Origin of the sequence: Paracoccus indicus (assembly GCF_003056335.1) — a bacterium.
Lineage (GTDB): Bacteria > Pseudomonadota > Alphaproteobacteria > Rhodobacterales > Rhodobacteraceae > Paracoccus > Paracoccus indicus.
The window spans coordinates 127,746-144,200 of sequence record NZ_PYWA01000007.1 but is presented as its reverse complement, the minus strand read 5'-3'; the positions used below and the strand labels follow the sequence as shown (position 1 = coordinate 144,200).

Here is a 16,455-nt window from a genome sequence, read left to right as displayed (position 1 = left end):
GTACGCCATGCGCCGCCCCCATGACCCCCATCCCGAGCTGACCGAGGCCGATCACACCAGTCAGACCCGTTTCGGCCCGCGCCCCGTTCCCGAAGGGCACAAGACCGGCAGCCCTTATCCCCACCGCCCGATGCGTTCCACCAAGGTGCCGCCCTCGGGGCGGGTGTCGCCGGACGGACGCCACGCCTGGCCCGAACCTTCGCTGTCGGCCAAGATCATCGTCTGGGGCGGCATGGCCCTGGGCGTCGCGGGCATCACGGCCGCGACCTCGATCGCGGCCCGCAAGCTGGTGGCCAGCGACCGCCCCGAGCCGCCGCGCCTGACCGGTCCCGCACCCGTCGCCCCCCGCTTTGCCCAGCTGGAGGAGGACGAGCGCGAAGCCATGCGTCGCCGCGTGCGCGCCCAGGCCCGCGAGGATGCCACCCAGAAGGCGCGTCTGCGTGCCAAGGCCGGACAGCGTCGCGATCCCGCGAATTTTGCCAAGGACCTGACCCGCACCGCGACGGAACTGACCGATGGGCTGAACGGCGTCGCGCAATCGCTGCAGACGGCCTTCGACAGCTTCCGCGGTGTCTCGCAGCAGGCGACGACGATCGTCGCGGATTTCGTGGCGGCCGCCGATCAGCTGAAGTCGATGGTGAACGGCGCACCGGGTCCGGCCCCCGCGCCGCGTCGTCCGGTTGCCCCTGCGCCACAGGCTGCAGCACCACAGGCAAATGATGGGGGCGACGACCGCATCCACAGGTCGTAAGCTGCCACGAATGACGAAGGGACAGATGATGCAGGACAAGCCGGGCGTACTCAGCGCGATCTTCGATCCATTGGACGACCAGACCCGCAGCCGTTTCGGTCTGGACGCGGGCAAGCTGGACGGGGGCAAGAACGAACCCGCCCGGCAGCCCGAGCCTCTGCCCAAGGGACAGGAACCGCGCCTGCGCGATCTGCGCTGGCCCGACTTGGTGTCGCTCGGCAAGTCGATCTTTACCCAGATCGGCGAGGACCGCGTCACCTCGGTTGCAGGGGGCGTGACCTTCTTTGGACTGCTGTCGCTGTTTCCTGCCATCACGGCCTTCGTCTCGCTCTATGGCCTTCTGGCAGACCCTGCGACCATTCAGTCGCATCTTGAGATGTTGCAGGCCCTGTTGCCCGCCAGTTCGCTGGACATCATCCGCGAACAGGTCGCCTCGATCACCTCGGCATCCTCCAGCGCATTGTCGGTTGCAGGGATCGTCGCGCTTCTGTTGGCCTTCTATTCGGCCAATGGCGGGATGAAGGCGCTTCTGTCGGCCCTGAACGTCGCCTTCTTCCAGCGCGAGACGCGCGGTTTTCTCCGGCTGAACATCGTGGCCATGGCCTTCACCTTGGGCGGCCTGGTGATGATCGCGCTGATGCTGGTGGTCATTGCCGTAGTGCCGATCGTTCTGGGCTATCTGCCGCTTGGGCTGGGCAGCGAGACCTTCGTGAACATCGTCCGCTGGCCCATCATGTTCAGCGTGCTTGTCCTGGCACTGGCCGCGATCTATCGGTGGGGGCCGGCGGTGCCGGACGTGCGCTGGCGATGGGTATCGCCGGGGGCTGTCTTTGCCGCCGTGGTGCTGGTCGCGACCTCGATGCTGTTTTCCTGGTATGCGGCGAATTTCGCCGACTACAATGAAACCTACGGCTCGCTCGGGGCGGTGGTCGCGCTGATGACATGGCTGTGGCTGAATGCGACCATCGTGCTGGTCGGGGCCGAGATCAACTCGGAGCTGGACAACCACCTGCGCAAGATGGCCGGTCTGAAACCTCTGCGTGCGATCGGGGCGCAAACCAAGTGATCGCGTCGCCCTATGTTCCCCTGGTCACCGCCATCGTGCTCGAGGTGTTGGGCACCTCGATGCTGCAACGGTCCGAACAGTTCACCCGGCTGTGGCCGACGCTGGCGATGACGATCTGCTACCTTGCCAGCTTTTATCTGCTGTCGGTCAGTCTGAAGGTGCTGCCCTTGGGGGTTGCCTATGCCATCTGGAGCGCCTGCGGCGTCGCTTTGGTGGCCGTGATCGGGCTGGTGGCTTTCGGTCAGCGCTTGGACGTGCCAGCCGTTCTTGGGCTGGTTCTGATCGTCGCCGGTGTGGTGGTGATCAACGTCTTTTCCAAGACTGTCGGGCATTAACGCTCGGTCAGCTTCAACTCGATCCGGCGATTGAGGGCGCGCGATTCGGGCGTATCCTGTGGGGCGATGGGGCGGGTGTCGGCAAAGCCCGTCGGCGCGAGGCGATTCGCCGGAAAGCCCAGCTGATCAGTCAGATAGCGCACGACGGCCAGCGCCCGCCCCTGGCTCAGTTCCCAGTTGTCACGATAGCGGCCCGTGCCGGACAGGGGCAGGTTGTCGGTATGGCCGTCCACGCGGATGATCCAGTCGATCTCATCTGGGATCTGGTCCGAGATCTCGGTCAGCAGCCGCGCCACCCCGGCGATCTGATCGCGCCCGGCAGGGGACAGGGTCGCCTCGCCGGTGTCGAACAGCACCTCGGACTGGAAGACGAAGCGGTCGCCCACCACCTTGACGCCATCGCGCCCGGAAAGGATCTGCGACAGCCTGCCGAAGAATTCCGAACGATAGCGCGCAAGGTCCTGCGCCTCGGCTTCGGCGTTCTGGCGGGCTTCCTCCTCCAGTGCCAGACGCCTGCGCGATTCGTCCGCGGCCCGCAGCAGGGCGGCATTCAGCTGTTGGCCCAGTTCCGCGACTTGCAGTTCGGCCTGATCCTGTTCGTCCCCCGCCGCCTGCAGCAGCGCCTGCAGCGATCCCAGCTGAGCCGTCAGCTGTGCGACCTGTTCGTTCAGCAGGGCGACGCGGCGCTGGCTGTCCTCGGCCATGCCCTCCTGCTGATCCAGTTCCTGACGGGCCGTCGCCAACAGGGCGGCCTGACGCTCGGCCTCATCCATCTGGCGGGCGGCCTGCAGTTCGGCATCATCCTTGGCGGCATTGGCGGCGGCCAGCAGGGTCAGCGTGTCTTCGGCTTGGCGGCGCTGTTCCTCGAGCGCCAGCGTCATGGCGGTCAATTCGCTGTCGGCGGTTTCAAGGCGGTCGCGCAGCAGGCGGGCGGCCTCGGCTTCGGCAAGGCGGTCCTGTTCGGCCTGCGTCAGATCCTCCTGCGCATCGGCCAGCGCGCCTTCGGCCTGCACATTCCGGCTGCGCAGATCGGCCACCAGGGCCTCAAGCGCATCGCGACGCGCGGCGGCCAGGCGCGCGGCCTCGGCTGCGGCATCGGTTTCGCTACGGGCGCTTGCGATGGCCATTTCCGCGGCCGAGGCGCGCTGGTGGGCCTGCGCGACATCCGCCTGCAACTGTTCGACGCGGGCGGCATCGGTGGCGCGGGCGGCCAGCAGGGTGGCAACCTCGGCCTCGAAATCGGTCAGGCGCGATTGGGCGGTTTCCAGTTCTTGGCGGCCCTGATCCAGCTGGCTGCGCAGGCGGGTGATGCGGGCGGCGCGTTCGCGGGCGGCGGCCTCGGCATCGGCAGCGCGAGCGGTCTGTTCCTGCAGATCGCGGGTCAGGGCATCGCGTTCGTCGCCCGCCGCCCCAAGCGCTTGGTTCAGCGCCGCGACCTGCTGGCCAAGACCTTCAAGCTGCTGCTGCTGTTCCGAGATCACCTGCCCCTGGTCCGAGATCGTGCTGTCCTGCGAGGTGATCTGTTCGCGCAGCACCGATTGCACCACCATGAAGATGGTCAGCACGAACATCAGCACCATCAGCAGCGCCGTCATCGCATCCACGAAGCCCGGCCAGATGGTGGCCGAGAAGCGCTGCGCAGATGATCCCCTTGCCAGCCGCATCTCCTCAGCCCCCCTGATGCGTCAGCAGCGGGTCGCCGGGCAGTTGATCGTCGCGGAAAGGGTCGTTGAAACGCGCGGCCCTTACGGCGCGGGTCAGCACGAGGATGTCGGAACGCAGTTCGGCCACCATTTCGTCGCGGCCCTCGTTCATCTCCTGCATCATGGTGGTCAGCGTGGCTTCAAGACGCGACAGGTCAGGCGCGGCGGGGGTCTGGCTGGCCAAGGCCGCCAGCAGCCGGTCCTGACCCTCGGCCAGCCGGTTCAGGCTGTCCACCAGCGGCCCGTTGTCGGTGTCGGGACGTTGGACCAGAGCCTCGATCGCCTGTGCCATGACGACGACGCGTTCGTCGGCCATCAGGGCGGCTTCTTCGCGCATGGTGTCGCGGTCGGCGTGGTAGCTTTGCAGCCGGTCCATCTGGCCTGCCATCTGCTCAAGGAAGCCCGCCAATGCCGCCTGATCGACGCCTTCACCATCGCTGCCGGCCAAGCTGATGCGGGTGAAGCCCGACATCCATTCCTCCAGCTCGCGATAAAACCGGTTTTGGCCGTGGGTCACGAACAGCTCCAGCAGGCCCACCACCAGCGACCCCGCCAGACCCAGCAAGGATGACGAAAACGCCGTCGCCATCCCGCCCAGCTGCGCCTCGAGGCCGGTCATCAGCTTGTCGAAGACATCAAGGCCCGTTTCGCCATCCTGCGGCGCCAGGGCGCGGATGGTTTCCACGACCGCCGGAACCGTGGTCGCAAGCCCATAGAAGGTGCCCAGAAGGCCAAGGAAAATCAGCAGGTTGGCCAGATACCGCGTGATGTCGCGCAATTCGTCGATGCGCGTCGCCACCGAATCCAGGATAGAGCGCGCCGATCCCGTCGAGATCACGCCATCTGCAGGGCCTCGCGTGCCCAGCAGCGCGGCCAGCGGCGCCAACAGACGCGGGGCCACCGCATCGGGCGCGGCGGTTTCGGCACCGCGACGGCGGGCGGCGAAACCCTCGATCCAGCTGACCGAGCGGACCAGCTGCGCCAGCTGCCAGAAGCAGGCCAGAACACCCAGGGCAAAGACCGCAAGGATCAGCCCGTTCAGCCAGGTGTTCGCCATGAAGATCGGCAGGATCCGCCCATAGGTCAGCCAGCCGCCGATCATCACCAGACCAAGAACCGTCAGCATCAGCAGGATCTGGCGCACGGGCTGGGAAAACCGCGGCGCTCCGGCGCCCATCAGCGCCTGATCGCGCGTCGCGGTGATGCGGCGTTCGCCAAGGGTCAGCCGCCCGGGGGCACGAGGTTCGCCATGTCTCGGATCGCTCACGTAAATACCCGTCCCTTCGATGCTTTTCGGCTAAGTGTAGGGAAGGCCCCTTCACTTGCCAAGCGTTCCGAAAAGGGGCTTCAGTCGCGGGGCATCGCTTCCTGCAGGGCACGGACCGCGCGCGACAGGCTGTCTAGATCGTCGTCGGCCATGCCGATCCGAGCCAGATGCGATGCGGTGTTGTGCAGGTAATCCGCATTCGGTCCCCGGCCACCATGCGCGCGGGCGATGATGCGGGCCTGTTCGTCATGCGGCAGGCCGCCCGCATATTGCCAGTGGTCGCGCCGCATCACATAGGCCAGCGCGTGGACATGACGCCCATCCTCCAGCTCCAGCGGCAGGATTTCCTCGCGGTAGGCTTCGGTGACCAGCTCGCGCGCACGCAGATAGGCCAGCACGCGGTCGTGGTCATGGGGCGCGATGCGCAGCGCCACGCCGCGACAGGCGGCCTGCGGGTCCTCGTCCAGGCCCAGCACCAAGCCGGGCAGGTCGTAGGTGCCGCGATGCTCGATCGAGCGCAGGCAGAAGCTGCGCGCAAAGCCTGCAAGGCGTGCGGGGGCGGTCTCGACAGGGTCGAAGCCGGGGTCCCAGATCAGCGAGCCGTAGCCGAAGACCCATTCGATCTTATGCGTTGTCGTTTCATCCATTGTCGGCAAAGGTAAGTCACCCGAGGGGCGGAAAAAAGAGGCTGTTCGCATGTTCAGGGCAATCATCGGCATCGGGCTTTGTGCGGCGGCGGTCGCGGGCCTCTGGGCGGGGGGTGAAACCTTGGCCAGCCGCCGTGTCGCGGAACTGATCGCCGGCGATCCGGCCCTGCAGGCGTCATTGGTGCAGCCCCTGCGCGAACCGCCGGAGTTCGGCTTGCGGATCGAGGAACCCGGCTTCAGCGATCCGGCGGGTGGGGTGACCCTACCTTGGGCCATCCTCCGCATGTCGCCCAGAACGCCCACCACGGCGCATCTGGACCTGCCGGACAAAGGGCAGGTGACCATCGCGGGTCAGACCCATGCGCTTGGGCTGCAGGACCCTCATGCGCTGATCCGGCTGGCACCGCTCAAGCGCCTGGCGCCCGATCAAATCGACATCATGGCCGATCAGGTCACGCTGGACGGTGCGCCGGTGATCGAGGGGCTGGACCTCGAGCTGCGGATGATACGCCTTGGCCCGGATGCGCCGCTTGCCGCGCGGGCCGCCTATGATGCGCATCTTGGGCTGGGGGCGGTCCAGACGGCGGTGCTGTCGCGGATGGGGCTGAACCTGCAGGGCATCCCCGAGCCGGCCAGCGTCAGCGGCAATATCCTGTTATGGCTGGACGGCACGCCCTCGGTTCGGGGGCAGACCACGCTCGCAGTCGTCGGCTGGCAGACCGAGGGGCTGACGGTGGGCGCAGGGTCGATGTCGCTGCGCATCGTCGGCCGTGTCGTGCGCGACAAGGACGGATTGGCCGAAGGGCAGGTCGCCCTCTATACCACCGACGCCGGGCAGATCATCGATCAGGCCGCCGACATGGGGCTGATCCCGCCATCAACGCGGATGCTGCTGAACGCGGGGCTGGGGCAGCTGGCCAAGGCCCAGATCGATGCCGAATTGCCCGGTCCGGATTATCCCGAGCCGCAGGACGGGCAGATGCGGCTGCCCGTGCAGATGATCGACGGCCAGATCAGGCTGGGCGGCATCCCCATCGGACCCGCCCCGCCCTTCGGTGCCCTCTAAGCCGAAGGTTTCGCCCCCGGCGTCCGCCCGAAGTCGGGCGCGCGCGTGTCCTGGCCCGCGTCGAGGATGCCGCGCCGGATCTCCCGCGTGCGGGTGAAATAGTCGTGCAACTGCTGGCCGTCGCCCATGCGGATTGCGCGCTGCAGGGCGAAAAGCTCCTCGGTGAAGCGCCCGAGGATGTCCAGCGTGGCCTCCTTGTTGTGCAGGAAGACGTCGCGCCACATGGTGGGATCGCTGGCGGCGATACGGGTAAAATCGCGGAAACCGGCAGCGGAATACTGGATCACCTCCTCATCCGTGACGCGGCCCAGGTGATCGGCCACGCCGACCATCGTATAGGCGATAAGGTGCGGCACATGGCTGGTGACGGCCAGAACCAGATCGTGATGCGCAGGCTCCATCCGGTCGGTCTTGGCACCCATCGCGGTGATAAGCCGGTCCAGCCGGGCCACGGCGGACTCGTCGCTGTCGGGCAGGGGGGTCAGCAGCCACCAGCGGTTCGCGAAAAGCGTCGCGAACCCCGAGGTCGGGCCCGAATGTTCGGTCCCCGCCAGCGGGTGCCCCGGCACGAAGTGGACGCCCTGCGGGACATGCGGTGCGACGGCATCGATCACCGACTGCTTGACCGATCCGACATCCGTGACCGTCGCCCCCGGTGCCAGATGCGGTGCGATCTGTTCCATGACGACGCCCATCGCGCCAACCGGAACGGCCAGCACGATCAGATCGGCGCCCGCGACGGCATCCTTTATGTCGTCATGCACGCTGTCGCAGAGGTCGATCTGACGCGCGGTCTGGCGCGTCTCGGCGCTGCGGGCGTAACCCGCGATATGGCCTGCCAAGCCGCCCGCCCGCATGGCATGCGCCATGGAACCCGCGATCAGCCCCAGCCCGATCAGGGCCACGCGATCATAGACGATGGTCATTCCTGCCTCCGCGCGGCCATGAAGCTGCCGAGGGTCGCGATGACGCGGCGGCAGCCGTCCTCATCCCCCACGGTGATTCGCAGGGCAGCGGGCAGGCCGTAACCGCCGACGCGACGCACCAGGATGCCGTCGTCGCGCAGGGCGGCATCGGCGGCGGCGGCGGTCTCGGCGCTGTCGAAGCGGGCCAGAACGAAGTTGGCAAAGCTTTCGTCGCAGCCGATGCCCATCTGCACCAGCGACTGGCGCATCCAGTCGCGCATCCGGCTGTTCAGTTCGATGCAGGTGCGGGTGAAATCCGTGTCGCGGATGGCGGCCTCGGCGGCGGCCATCTGGGCGTTCGAGAGGTTGAACGGCTGGCGCACGCGGTTCAGCACGTCGATGATCTCACGCGCGGCATAGCCCCAACCGATACGCAGCCCGCCCAGCCCGTGGATCTTGGAAAAGGTGCGCGTCATGATGACATTCGGGTGGCGGTCCACCAGCGACGCGCCACCATCGAAGCCCGCGGCGAATTCCGTATAGGCGCCGTCATGGACAACGATCACATGGTCGGGCAGGCCGTCGACCAACTGCTGCAGTTCATCCTCGGTCAGCATCGTGCCGGTCGGATTGGCGGGGTTGGCGATGAAGACGATCTGCGTGCGGTCGGTCACGGCATCCAGGATCGCCTGGACATCGACGCGGCGGTCGCGTTCGGGAACCGTCACCGGCACCGCGCCGACCATGCGGGCCAAGATCGGATACATGGAAAAGCCGTGTTCGGTGGTGATGACCTCATCGCCATTGCCGGCATAGGCATGGGTGATGAACTGCAGGACCTCATCCGAGCCCACCCCGCAGATGATGCGGTCGGGGTCCAGCCCGCAGATCTGGCCGATAGCCGTGCGCAGCGATTTGTGATCGGTGTTCGGATAGCGGTGCAGATCGCCCGCAGCCGTCGCGAAGGCCGCCTGCGCCGCCGGGCTGCAACCCAACGGGTTTTCGTTCGAAGACAGTTTCAACACGTCCGCGCGCCCCTGCAGCGTGCTTTCGCCGCTGACATAAAGCGCGATGTCCATGATGCCGGGCTGCACGGGTATCTGGGTCATGGGTCCATCCTTTGTCCCGCCCCGTCTAATCCGGCCATTCGCCTTATGAAAGACCCACCAGGGCGGCGGACATGAAAAAGGGCCGCATCCGAAGATGCGACCCCTTGCAGCAGTCGATGTCGGCGAAGATCAGTTCTTCGCGTAGAATTCGACGACCAGGTTCGGTTCCATCTGCACGGCGTAGGGGATATCGCCCAGGGCCGGGGTGCGAACGAAGGTCGCGGTCATCTTGTTGTGGTCGGCTTCGATATAGTCCGGAACGTCACGCTCGGTCAGGGCGACGGCTTCCAGCACGATGGCCAGCTGGCGCGAACGCTCGCGGATCGAGATGACATCGCCTTCCTTGACGCGGTAGGACGGGATGTTGACGCGCTGGCCGTTCACTTCCACGTGGCCGTGGTTCACGAACTGACGGGCGGCGAAGATCGTCGGGACGAACTTGGCGCGATAGACGATGGCGTCCAGGCGGCGCTCCAGCAGACCCACCAGGTTCTCACCGGTGTCGCCCTTGACGCGCTCAGCCTCGCCGAAGATGCGGCGGAACTGCTTCTCGGTCAGGTCGCCGTAGTAGCCCTTGAGCTTCTGCTTGGCGCGCAGCTGGGTGCCGAAGTCCGACAGCTTGTTCTTGCGGCGCTGGCCGTGCTGGCCGGGGCCGTATTCGCGGCGGTTGACGGGCGACTTGGCGCGGCCCCAGATGTTTTCGCCCATGCGGCGGTCGATCTTGTACTTGGCAGACGTGCGTTTGGTCACGGCTGATCTCCTTCTTGCGGTTGCGAAGGGCGTTGTCCTCTGGCCACGACCGAAACCGGGGCCTGACAGGGTTCCCCTTGCGGGGTCCACCAACACCAATGAAGTCGCGGCTTATACAGGGGTGTCGCCGCGCGTCAACCGTAAAGCCCGCCGAAAAAGTGCCGAATCACGACAGGGTCCCGTCCGGCTGGAAGAAATGCGACAGAGGCAGGGCGGCAGCACCCAGAATGCGGGCGCTGCGGCCCAGGGAGCCCTCGATCACCTGTGGCAGGTCGATGCCCGCCGCCGGGCGTTCCAGCAGCGCCTTGCGCGTCGCCTCGGCCAGCCGGGTGCGGGTCGCTGCCGGCAGGGCGCCGTCGATCACGACTAGCTGCAGGTCGACCAACGCCACCGCAGACAGCGCGACGAAGGCCAGCGCCTTGCCCGCCCTTTCGCACCATGCAGCCTCCAGATCCGGCGGCACGTTCCAGCCGCTGTCATCGGGTGGCAGGACGTGCCCGATGTCGCGTTCCAGCGCTGCGATCGAGGCGATTTCCAGCAGCTGCCCGCCCTCGGGGATGGGCATCGAGCCGAGCGCCCCGGCATTGCGTTGCGGCCCATGGCGCAAGGCGCCGTCCAGCACGATGCCGCCCCCCGCGAAATGGGCGATATAGATGTGGATGAAATCGGGCGGTAGGCGCTGGTCGCCGAAAATCAGCTGGGCCGCGCAGGCGGTGGTGGCGTCGTTTTCCAGAAACACCGGGAAGGGCATTTCCTGATCCAGGATGCGATGCAGGTCGACGTCCAGCCATGTCTCCATGTCGCTGCCCCAGTCCCACAGGCGATAGGGCGCGGCAATACCAAGGCCCGTCAGGCGGCGCCTTTCGTCCTCATCCAGCGACCGCAGGATGGTGTCCAAGCCTTGGCGAGCGAAGGACAGGATCCTCTGGGGGTCGGGGAATGCATGGATTTCCTGGCGATGGATGCGAACCTGACCCGCGAAGTCCACCAGCGCAAGTTCCGCCAGCCTGCGCCCGATCTTGAGCCCCAGGAACAGCGCGCCGCCCGGTGCCAGCGCCAAGGGCGTCGAAGGCTGTCCGACCTTGCCGCGAACCGCGGCCTCGGGCTCCAGCAGACCGGCGCCGATCAGCTTGCGCGTCAGGTTGGTCACCGATTGTGCCGACAGCCCGATCTGACTGGCCAGCACCGCCCGCGACATCGGGCCGTGGCGTCGTATCAACGACAGCACAAGCCGCTCGTTCCGGCTGAGCCAGCCGGGATCGACACGATCAGTGGTCATGCAGTTCTCCTCCGAGAATGCATTAATCAACACGATTGATTTATTGACAAGGGGCAAATCCTTGTGCTTTCTGAACCCAAGGCGGCCGAGGAACCGCCATGCTGGAGGAGATACATAAAGTGACCATGAAGACCGTTTTCCGCGCGTCCGTCGCGCTGTCCGCCCTTGCCCTGTCGGCCGGTTTCGCACAGGCGCAGGATACGACCAAGGCGTGCCTGATCACCAAGACCGACATCAACCCCTTCTTCGTCAAGATGAAGGAAGGCGCGACCGAAAAGGCCAATGAGCTGGGCGTCGAGCTGATGACCTTCGCCGGCAAGGTCGATGGCGACCACGAGACCCAGCAGCAGGCCGTCGAAAGCTGCATCGCGGCCGGTGCCAAGGGCATCCTGATCGCGGCATCCGACACCAAGGCCATCGTCGACTCGCTGAGCCAGGCCCGTGACAACGGCGTGCTGGTCATCGCGCTGGACACGCCGCTGGACCCGATCGACGCCGCCGATGCAACCTTTGCCACCGACAACCGTGAAGCCGGTCGCCTGATCGGCGCATGGGCGGCAGGCAAGATGGGCGACGCGGCGGCCGATGCCAAGATCGCCATGCTGGACCTGTCGGCCAGTGCGCCTTCGGTCGACGTGATGCGCGACCAGGGCTTCCTGGAAGGCTTCGGCATCGACGTGAAGGACGAAAACCAGATCGGCGACGAGGACGACGACCGCATCGTCGGCCATGACGTCACCTCGGGCAACGAGGAAGGCGGCCGCGAGGCGATGGAGGCCCTGCTGCAGAAGGACCCCAGCATCAACCTGGTCTATACCATCAACGAGCCTGCCGCCGCCGGTGCCTATGAGGCGCTGAAATCCTTCGGCAAGGAAAACGACGTGCTGATCGTCTCGGTCGACGGCGGCTGCCCGGGCGTGACCAACGTCCAGGAAGGCGTCATCGGTGCCACCTCGCAGCAGTATCCGCTGCTGATGGCATCCAAGGGCGTCGAGGCCATCGCCGCATTCGCCAAGGACGGCACAAAGCCCGAGAACACCGAAGGTCTGGACTTCACCAATACCGGCGTGAACCTTGTGACGGACGAACCCGTCGACGGCGTTGAATCGATCAGCGTCGAAGAAGGCCTGGATCGCTGCTGGGGCTGATCCCCGACCGACCATGACCACCTGACGGGGCGGCGGCGGCCAATGGGTCGCCGCCGTGCCCCTTGGGCCAACCCACGGAGACATTGATGTCCGATTCCCCAGATCCCGTGGTCCAGAGAAATGCCGGCGAGACGGTCGCACAGTTCGACCACCACTCGCGCAGCCTGTTGGACCGGACGCAGCATTTCCTGCACCAATATCCCACCATGGTACCGGTCATCGTGCTGGTGCTGTCGCTGATCGCCTTCGGGATGATCTCTCCCAACTTCTTCTCGGCGTTCAACCTGTCGCTGATCCTGCAGCAGGTCGCGGTCGTGGGCACCCTGGCGGCGGCTCAGTCGCTGGTGATCCTGACGGCGGGGATCGACCTGTCGGTCGGTGCGGTCATGGTGCTGATCTCGGTCATCATGGGCAATCTGGCGGTGAACTTCGGCATTCCGGTGCCCATCGCCATCGTCATCGGCCTGGCCTGCGGTGCGGGAACCGGCGCGCTGAACGGCCTGCTGGTCACGCGGCTGAAGCTGCCGCCCTTCATCACCACGCTTGGCACCTGGAACATCTTCCTGGCCCTGAACTATTACCTCTCGGGCCGCGAGACGATCCGAAGCCAGACGCTGGACGCCGAAGCCTCGCTGCTGAAGTTCTTCGGCACGCGCTTCAACCTGGGCGGCGCGGTGCTGACCTATGGCGTGATCCTGATGATCATCGTCTTCGCGGTGCTCTACTATGCGCTCTACAAGACCGCGTGGGGCCGCAGGGTCTATGCCGTGGGCGACGATCCGGAATCGGCGGCGCTTGCCGGTATCCAGACCAAGAAGGTCCTGATGTCGGTCTATGTCGTCGCAGGCGTGATCTGCGGTCTGGCCGCATGGTCGTCGATCGGCCGCGTCGGCTCGATCAGCCCGACCTCGTTCTTCGAGGCGAACCTCGAATCCATCACCGCGGTCGTCATCGGGGGCATCTCGCTGTTCGGTGGTCGCGGGTCGATCCTCGGGCCGCTGATCGGGGCGCTGATCGTGGGCGTCTTCAACTCGGGGCTGCGGCTGGCGGGTGTAGACGTGCTGTGGCAGCTGTTCGCGACCGGCTGGTTGATCATCTTCGCCGTCGCCATCGACCAATGGATCAGAAAGGTGTCGTCATGACCGAGCCGCTTCTTTCCGCCCGCAACCTGGTCAAGCGCTATGGTCGCGTGACCGCCATGGACCACGCGGATTTCGACCTCTATCCCGGCGAGATCCTGGCCGTGATCGGTGACAACGGTGCCGGCAAGTCCAGCCTGATCAAGGCCCTGTCCGGGGCCGTGCGTCCCGACGAGGGCGAGATCCGGCTGGACGGCAAGCCGATCAGCTTCGACAGCCCGCTGGATGCCCGCAAGGCCGGCATCGAGACGGTCTATCAGACGCTGGCCCTGTCGCCCGCCCTGTCGATTTCCGACAACATGTTCATGGGCCGCGAGATCGTGCGCAAAAACTTCATGGGCAAGTTCTTCGGCATGCTGGACAAGCCGGCCATGGACAGTTTCGCGCGTGAAAAGCTGTCCGAACTGGGGCTGATGACCATCCAGAACATCAGCCAGCCGGTCGAGACCCTGTCGGGCGGTCAGCGTCAGGGTGTGGCCGTGGCCCGCGCCGCCGCCTTCGGCAGCCGCGTCATCATCCTGGACGAACCGACGGCGGCGCTTGGCGTCAAGGAAAGCCGCCGCGTGCTGGACCTGATCCAGGACGTCCGGTCGCGGGGCATTCCGATCGTGCTGATCAGCCACAACATGCCCCATGTCTTCGAGGTGGCCGACCGCATCCACATCCACCGCCTTGGCAAGCGCCTCTGCGTGATCAACCCCAAGGAACATTCGATGTCGGATGCCGTGGCCTATATGACCGGCGCCAAGGTCCCCGACGAAGTCGCCGCCTGACATCAGGGGACTGGGAAAGACGAAAGGGCGGGACGCTATGTCCTGCCCTTTTTACGTCTCAGTCGCCCAAGCGGCGGATCAGGAACCAGGCCAATGCCGAACAGATCAGCGTCGTGGTGATCGCCGGGACCGCCGTCCCATCGTAAAGCAGCCCGACCGGCGCCGCGATCAGCACCGCCGACAAGGTCGAGATCGCCGCCACGATCGAGGCCGCCATCCCCGCGATATGGCCCATGTGCTGCAAGGCCAGCGCGTTCAGGTTGCCGAAGGTGACGCCCGCCATGAAGAAGACGCTGGTCGCCCAGAAGAAGAAGGCCGGGAATTGCAACGCGGCGGGAATGCTGTCGGTCAGGATCAGGGCCATCATCACCCCCGACACCACGGTCTGCATCACATAGGCCCATTTCGCCATCCGCCGCATCCCGAAGCGCATCACGAAGCTGGCGTTCAGCACCGTGCCCGATCCCGACAGCAGCGCCATCAGCGCGAACCACAGGTGGAAATTCTCGCCCTTGTCATAGGTTTCGCCGAACAGCTGCTGGGCCGAGGACAACAGCCCGAACATCTGCCCGAAGCCCAGGGTCAGGATGACGGTGGCCAGCATGACCTGACGGTTCGACAGCACCTCGCGCGCGGCCGACATCAGGGTGGCGATGCGCAGGGGGCGGCGTTCGGGCGGGGGCAGGGTCTCGGCCTGCCGGATGTTCAGCCAACTGGCACCGATCAGCGCAAAGACGATGAAGGCGATGAAGACGCCGTGCCAATCCGAAAAGCTGATGATGCCCGCGCCGAGAGTCGGGGCAATGGCCGGGACCGTAATGAAGATCATCATCACGAAACTGGTGATCCGCGCCATCTCGCGCCCCTGATAAAGGTCGCGGACCAGCGCCAGCCCCACGATGCGTGGCCCGGACGCCCCGATACCCTGCACGAAACGGGCGAACAGCAGCAGTTCCAGCGAATTGGCATAAAGGGCCGCGATGGTGGCGACGATATAGATGCCGAAGCCAAGCGTGATGGTGCGCTTGCGACCCAAGGCATCCGACAACGGACCGGCGAAGAGGGTCCCCAACCCCATGCCCGCCACGAAGCTGGTCAGGATCAGCTGGGCGCGGTTCACGTTGTCGGGGGTCAGGTCCGCCGCGATGCGGGGCAGGGCCGGCAGCATCGCGTCCATGGAAAAGGCGATGGTGGCGAAAAGGAACGCCAGCATCGCGATGAATTCGGGCAACGGCAGGCGACGCTGCTGCGTCGTGCCGGTCAAGGTCGTGTCGGTCATGGGGATCACCTGTCGGTTCAGACCCGGCAGATAGACCATTTTTGCAGACTATGCAATATTATTGCCGGGGCTGGCTCGTCAATTCGTCGATGACGCTTTCCCACAAGGCGGCGGGCTGTGCGCCGCTGACCGCATGGGTGTCGGCCACGATGAAGGTCGGAACCGAATTGATGCCCCGCTGGCGGGCATGGGCCTCGCGGCTGATGACCTCGTCGCGGTCGGCATCACCGGCCAGCAGCTTGGCAGTGGCGGCGATATCCATGCCCGCGGCGGCGGCAATGCGGGTCAGGGTCTCGGCATCGCTGATGTCCAGTGCTTCCAGCCAATGGGCCGTCAGCAGGCCGGTCATGACGGCATCCTGACACCCTTCGAGGCCCGCCCAATGCATCAGGCGATGGGCGTCGGTGGTGTCGGGTTCGCGGGTCGCGGGGTTCAGCGTCACGCCCAGGGCCGCGGCCCGTTCGGCCACGGCCTTTTCCGCGGCCTGCGCGTCCTCGCCCAGCTTGGCGGTCAGGTATTCGGCGCGGTCCATGCCCTGTTTGGGCATCTGCGGGTTCAGGCGAAAGGGATGCCAGGTGATCGCGAAGGGGTGGTCGGGACGGCTCACCAGTGCCGCATCCAGCTCCAGCTTGCCGATCAGGCACCAGGGGCAGACGGGGTCGGCGAAGATATCAAGGCGGGTCATGATCTGGGTCCTTGCGATGCGGGTCATTCATCCCTGATGACGGGATGAAAATTTGCGACCGCTTCTAACGTGCGTGACCGTCGGGGGCCAGAGGTGCGCTTGACCATGCAGCCCGGTATCGGATCGGGGCAAGGTTCGGCTGGTTTGAAAGGCAGGGGCATGACGGGCAATCGCCCGCCGTGATGCGCAGGCTGCGCGATCCAGGACAGCCGTGGTCCAAAAAACGACGGGCCAAAGAAAAACGGCCCGCGCGAACGGGCCGTCAGGTCACGCGAAATGCGTCCCTTAAAGCAGTTGCAGATCGCTGGCCGATGCACGGCCGTCACGGCCCGACTGCAATTCGTAGCTGATCTTCTGGTTGTCCTGCAGACCCGTCAGCCCGGCGCGTTCCACGGCCGAGATATGGACGAAGACGTCCTTGTCACCATCGTCGGGTGCAATAAAGCCAAAGCCCTTGGTGGCGTTGAACCACTTAACCGTTCCGGTCGCCATAACCGTTCTCTCCTTCAAGTCATCCCGGCGCAGGGATTGCGCCAGGCCGTGCAGCCCGCTT

At 65.8% G+C, this 16,455-nt stretch carries 17 protein-coding genes; 7 read left to right on the top strand and 10 right to left on the bottom strand.

Annotated elements, in window-relative coordinates; translation table 11 throughout:
• The first annotated feature begins 7 nt into the window (after window positions 1-7).
• Genes DDE75_RS13050 through DDE75_RS13040 form a run of 3 tightly spaced genes read left to right on the top strand, consistent with a single transcriptional unit; the run spans window position 8 to window position 2,152 of the window.
• A complete protein-coding gene (locus DDE75_RS13050) occupies window positions 8-751 on the top strand; it encodes a hypothetical protein (protein ID WP_108502821.1) in 744 nt (247 codons plus the stop codon).
• A gap of 28 nt (window positions 752-779) precedes the next feature.
• Window positions 780-1,817, top strand: a complete 1,038-nt coding sequence (locus DDE75_RS17700) for a YihY/virulence factor BrkB family protein (protein WP_162799034.1) — start codon at window positions 780-782, stop codon at window positions 1,815-1,817.
• The gene (locus DDE75_RS13040) at window positions 1,817-2,152 is read left to right on the top strand and encodes an SMR family transporter (protein ID WP_245894750.1); all 336 of its coding nucleotides are present in this window, start codon (window positions 1,817-1,819) and stop codon (window positions 2,150-2,152) included. The genes DDE75_RS17700 and DDE75_RS13040 overlap by 1 nt, the downstream gene beginning before the upstream one ends.
• Here the strand turns inward: DDE75_RS13040 and DDE75_RS13035 are convergent.
• The 3 genes from DDE75_RS13035 to DDE75_RS13025 all read right to left on the bottom strand — a co-directional run bounded on the left by DDE75_RS13035 (window position 2,149) and on the right by DDE75_RS13025 (window position 5,769).
• Complete coding sequence (locus DDE75_RS13035; RefSeq protein ID WP_108502818.1) at window positions 2,149-3,816, bottom strand: peptidoglycan -binding protein; 1,668 nt, start codon at window positions 3,814-3,816, stop codon at window positions 2,149-2,151. The two genes, DDE75_RS13040 and DDE75_RS13035, sit on opposite strands and share 4 nt — an antisense overlap.
• Window positions 3,817-3,820: 4 nt before the next feature.
• The gene (locus tag DDE75_RS13030; protein ID WP_335672047.1) at window positions 3,821-5,122 is read right to left on the bottom strand and encodes a biopolymer transporter ExbB; all 1,302 of its coding nucleotides are present in this window, start codon (window positions 5,120-5,122) and stop codon (window positions 3,821-3,823) included.
• Window positions 5,123-5,202: 80 nt separating this feature from the next.
• Window positions 5,203-5,769, bottom strand: coding sequence for a gamma-glutamylcyclotransferase (locus DDE75_RS13025; protein WP_108502817.1), 567 nt, complete (start codon window positions 5,767-5,769; stop codon window positions 5,203-5,205).
• Window positions 5,770-5,818: 49 nt separating this feature from the next.
• Here DDE75_RS13025 and DDE75_RS13020 point away from each other — a divergent pair, with 49 nt between their 5' ends.
• Complete coding sequence (locus DDE75_RS13020; protein WP_108502816.1) at window positions 5,819-6,835, top strand: DUF2125 domain-containing protein; 1,017 nt, start codon at window positions 5,819-5,821, stop codon at window positions 6,833-6,835.
• Here the strand turns inward: DDE75_RS13020 and DDE75_RS13015 are convergent.
• From DDE75_RS13015 to DDE75_RS13000, 4 genes are all read right to left on the bottom strand, one after another.
• Complete coding sequence (locus DDE75_RS13015) at window positions 6,832-7,761, bottom strand: prephenate/arogenate dehydrogenase family protein (RefSeq protein ID WP_108502815.1); 930 nt, start codon at window positions 7,759-7,761, stop codon at window positions 6,832-6,834. The genes DDE75_RS13020 and DDE75_RS13015 overlap by 4 nt on opposite strands.
• A complete protein-coding gene (hisC, locus tag DDE75_RS13010; RefSeq protein ID WP_108502814.1) occupies window positions 7,758-8,849 on the bottom strand; it encodes a histidinol-phosphate transaminase in 1,092 nt (363 codons plus the stop codon). Before hisC ends, DDE75_RS13015 begins: the two co-directional genes overlap by 4 nt.
• A gap of 129 nt (window positions 8,850-8,978) precedes the next feature.
• Window positions 8,979-9,599, bottom strand: a complete 621-nt coding sequence (rpsD, locus tag DDE75_RS13005; RefSeq protein WP_108502813.1) for a 30S ribosomal protein S4 — start codon at window positions 9,597-9,599, stop codon at window positions 8,979-8,981.
• 166 nt (window positions 9,600-9,765) lie between these two features.
• The gene (locus tag DDE75_RS13000) at window positions 9,766-10,878 is read right to left on the bottom strand and encodes an ROK family transcriptional regulator (protein ID WP_108502812.1); all 1,113 of its coding nucleotides are present in this window, start codon (window positions 10,876-10,878) and stop codon (window positions 9,766-9,768) included.
• Window positions 10,879-11,003: 125 nt separating this feature from the next.
• Here DDE75_RS13000 and DDE75_RS12995 point away from each other — a divergent pair, with 125 nt between their 5' ends.
• The 3 genes from DDE75_RS12995 to DDE75_RS12985 all read left to right on the top strand — a co-directional run bounded on the left by DDE75_RS12995 (window position 11,004) and on the right by DDE75_RS12985 (window position 13,938).
• Window positions 11,004-12,026 (top strand): sugar ABC transporter substrate-binding protein, encoded by a 1,023-nt coding sequence (locus DDE75_RS12995; RefSeq protein ID WP_108502811.1) that lies wholly within the window; start codon window positions 11,004-11,006, stop codon window positions 12,024-12,026.
• Between the two features lie 86 nt (window positions 12,027-12,112).
• Entirely contained in the window at window positions 12,113-13,168 is a 1,056-nt protein-coding gene (locus DDE75_RS12990) for an ABC transporter permease (protein WP_108502810.1), read from the top strand.
• Window positions 13,165-13,938 carry an ATP-binding cassette domain-containing protein gene (locus tag DDE75_RS12985; RefSeq protein WP_211659350.1) on the top strand — a complete coding sequence of 258 codons (774 nt, stop codon included), beginning with the start codon at window positions 13,165-13,167 and terminating at the stop codon, window positions 13,936-13,938. Before DDE75_RS12990 ends, DDE75_RS12985 begins: the two co-directional genes overlap by 4 nt.
• Before the next feature lie 58 nt (window positions 13,939-13,996).
• Here the strand turns inward: DDE75_RS12985 and DDE75_RS12980 are convergent, their stop codons facing one another.
• The 3 genes from DDE75_RS12980 to DDE75_RS12970 all read right to left on the bottom strand — a co-directional run bounded on the left by DDE75_RS12980 (window position 13,997) and on the right by DDE75_RS12970 (window position 16,394).
• On the bottom strand, window positions 13,997-15,217 hold the full coding sequence (locus DDE75_RS12980; RefSeq protein WP_245894743.1) for a multidrug effflux MFS transporter: 1,221 nt from the start codon (window positions 15,215-15,217) through the stop codon (window positions 13,997-13,999).
• Between the two features lie 58 nt (window positions 15,218-15,275).
• Window positions 15,276-15,902 carry a DsbA family oxidoreductase gene (locus DDE75_RS12975; RefSeq protein ID WP_108502912.1) on the bottom strand — a complete coding sequence of 209 codons (627 nt, stop codon included), beginning with the start codon at window positions 15,900-15,902 and terminating at the stop codon, window positions 15,276-15,278.
• Window positions 15,903-16,187: 285 nt separating this feature from the next.
• A complete protein-coding gene (locus tag DDE75_RS12970) occupies window positions 16,188-16,394 on the bottom strand; it encodes a cold-shock protein (RefSeq protein ID WP_072296963.1) in 207 nt (68 codons plus the stop codon).
• Window positions 16,395-16,455 lie beyond the last annotated feature (61 nt).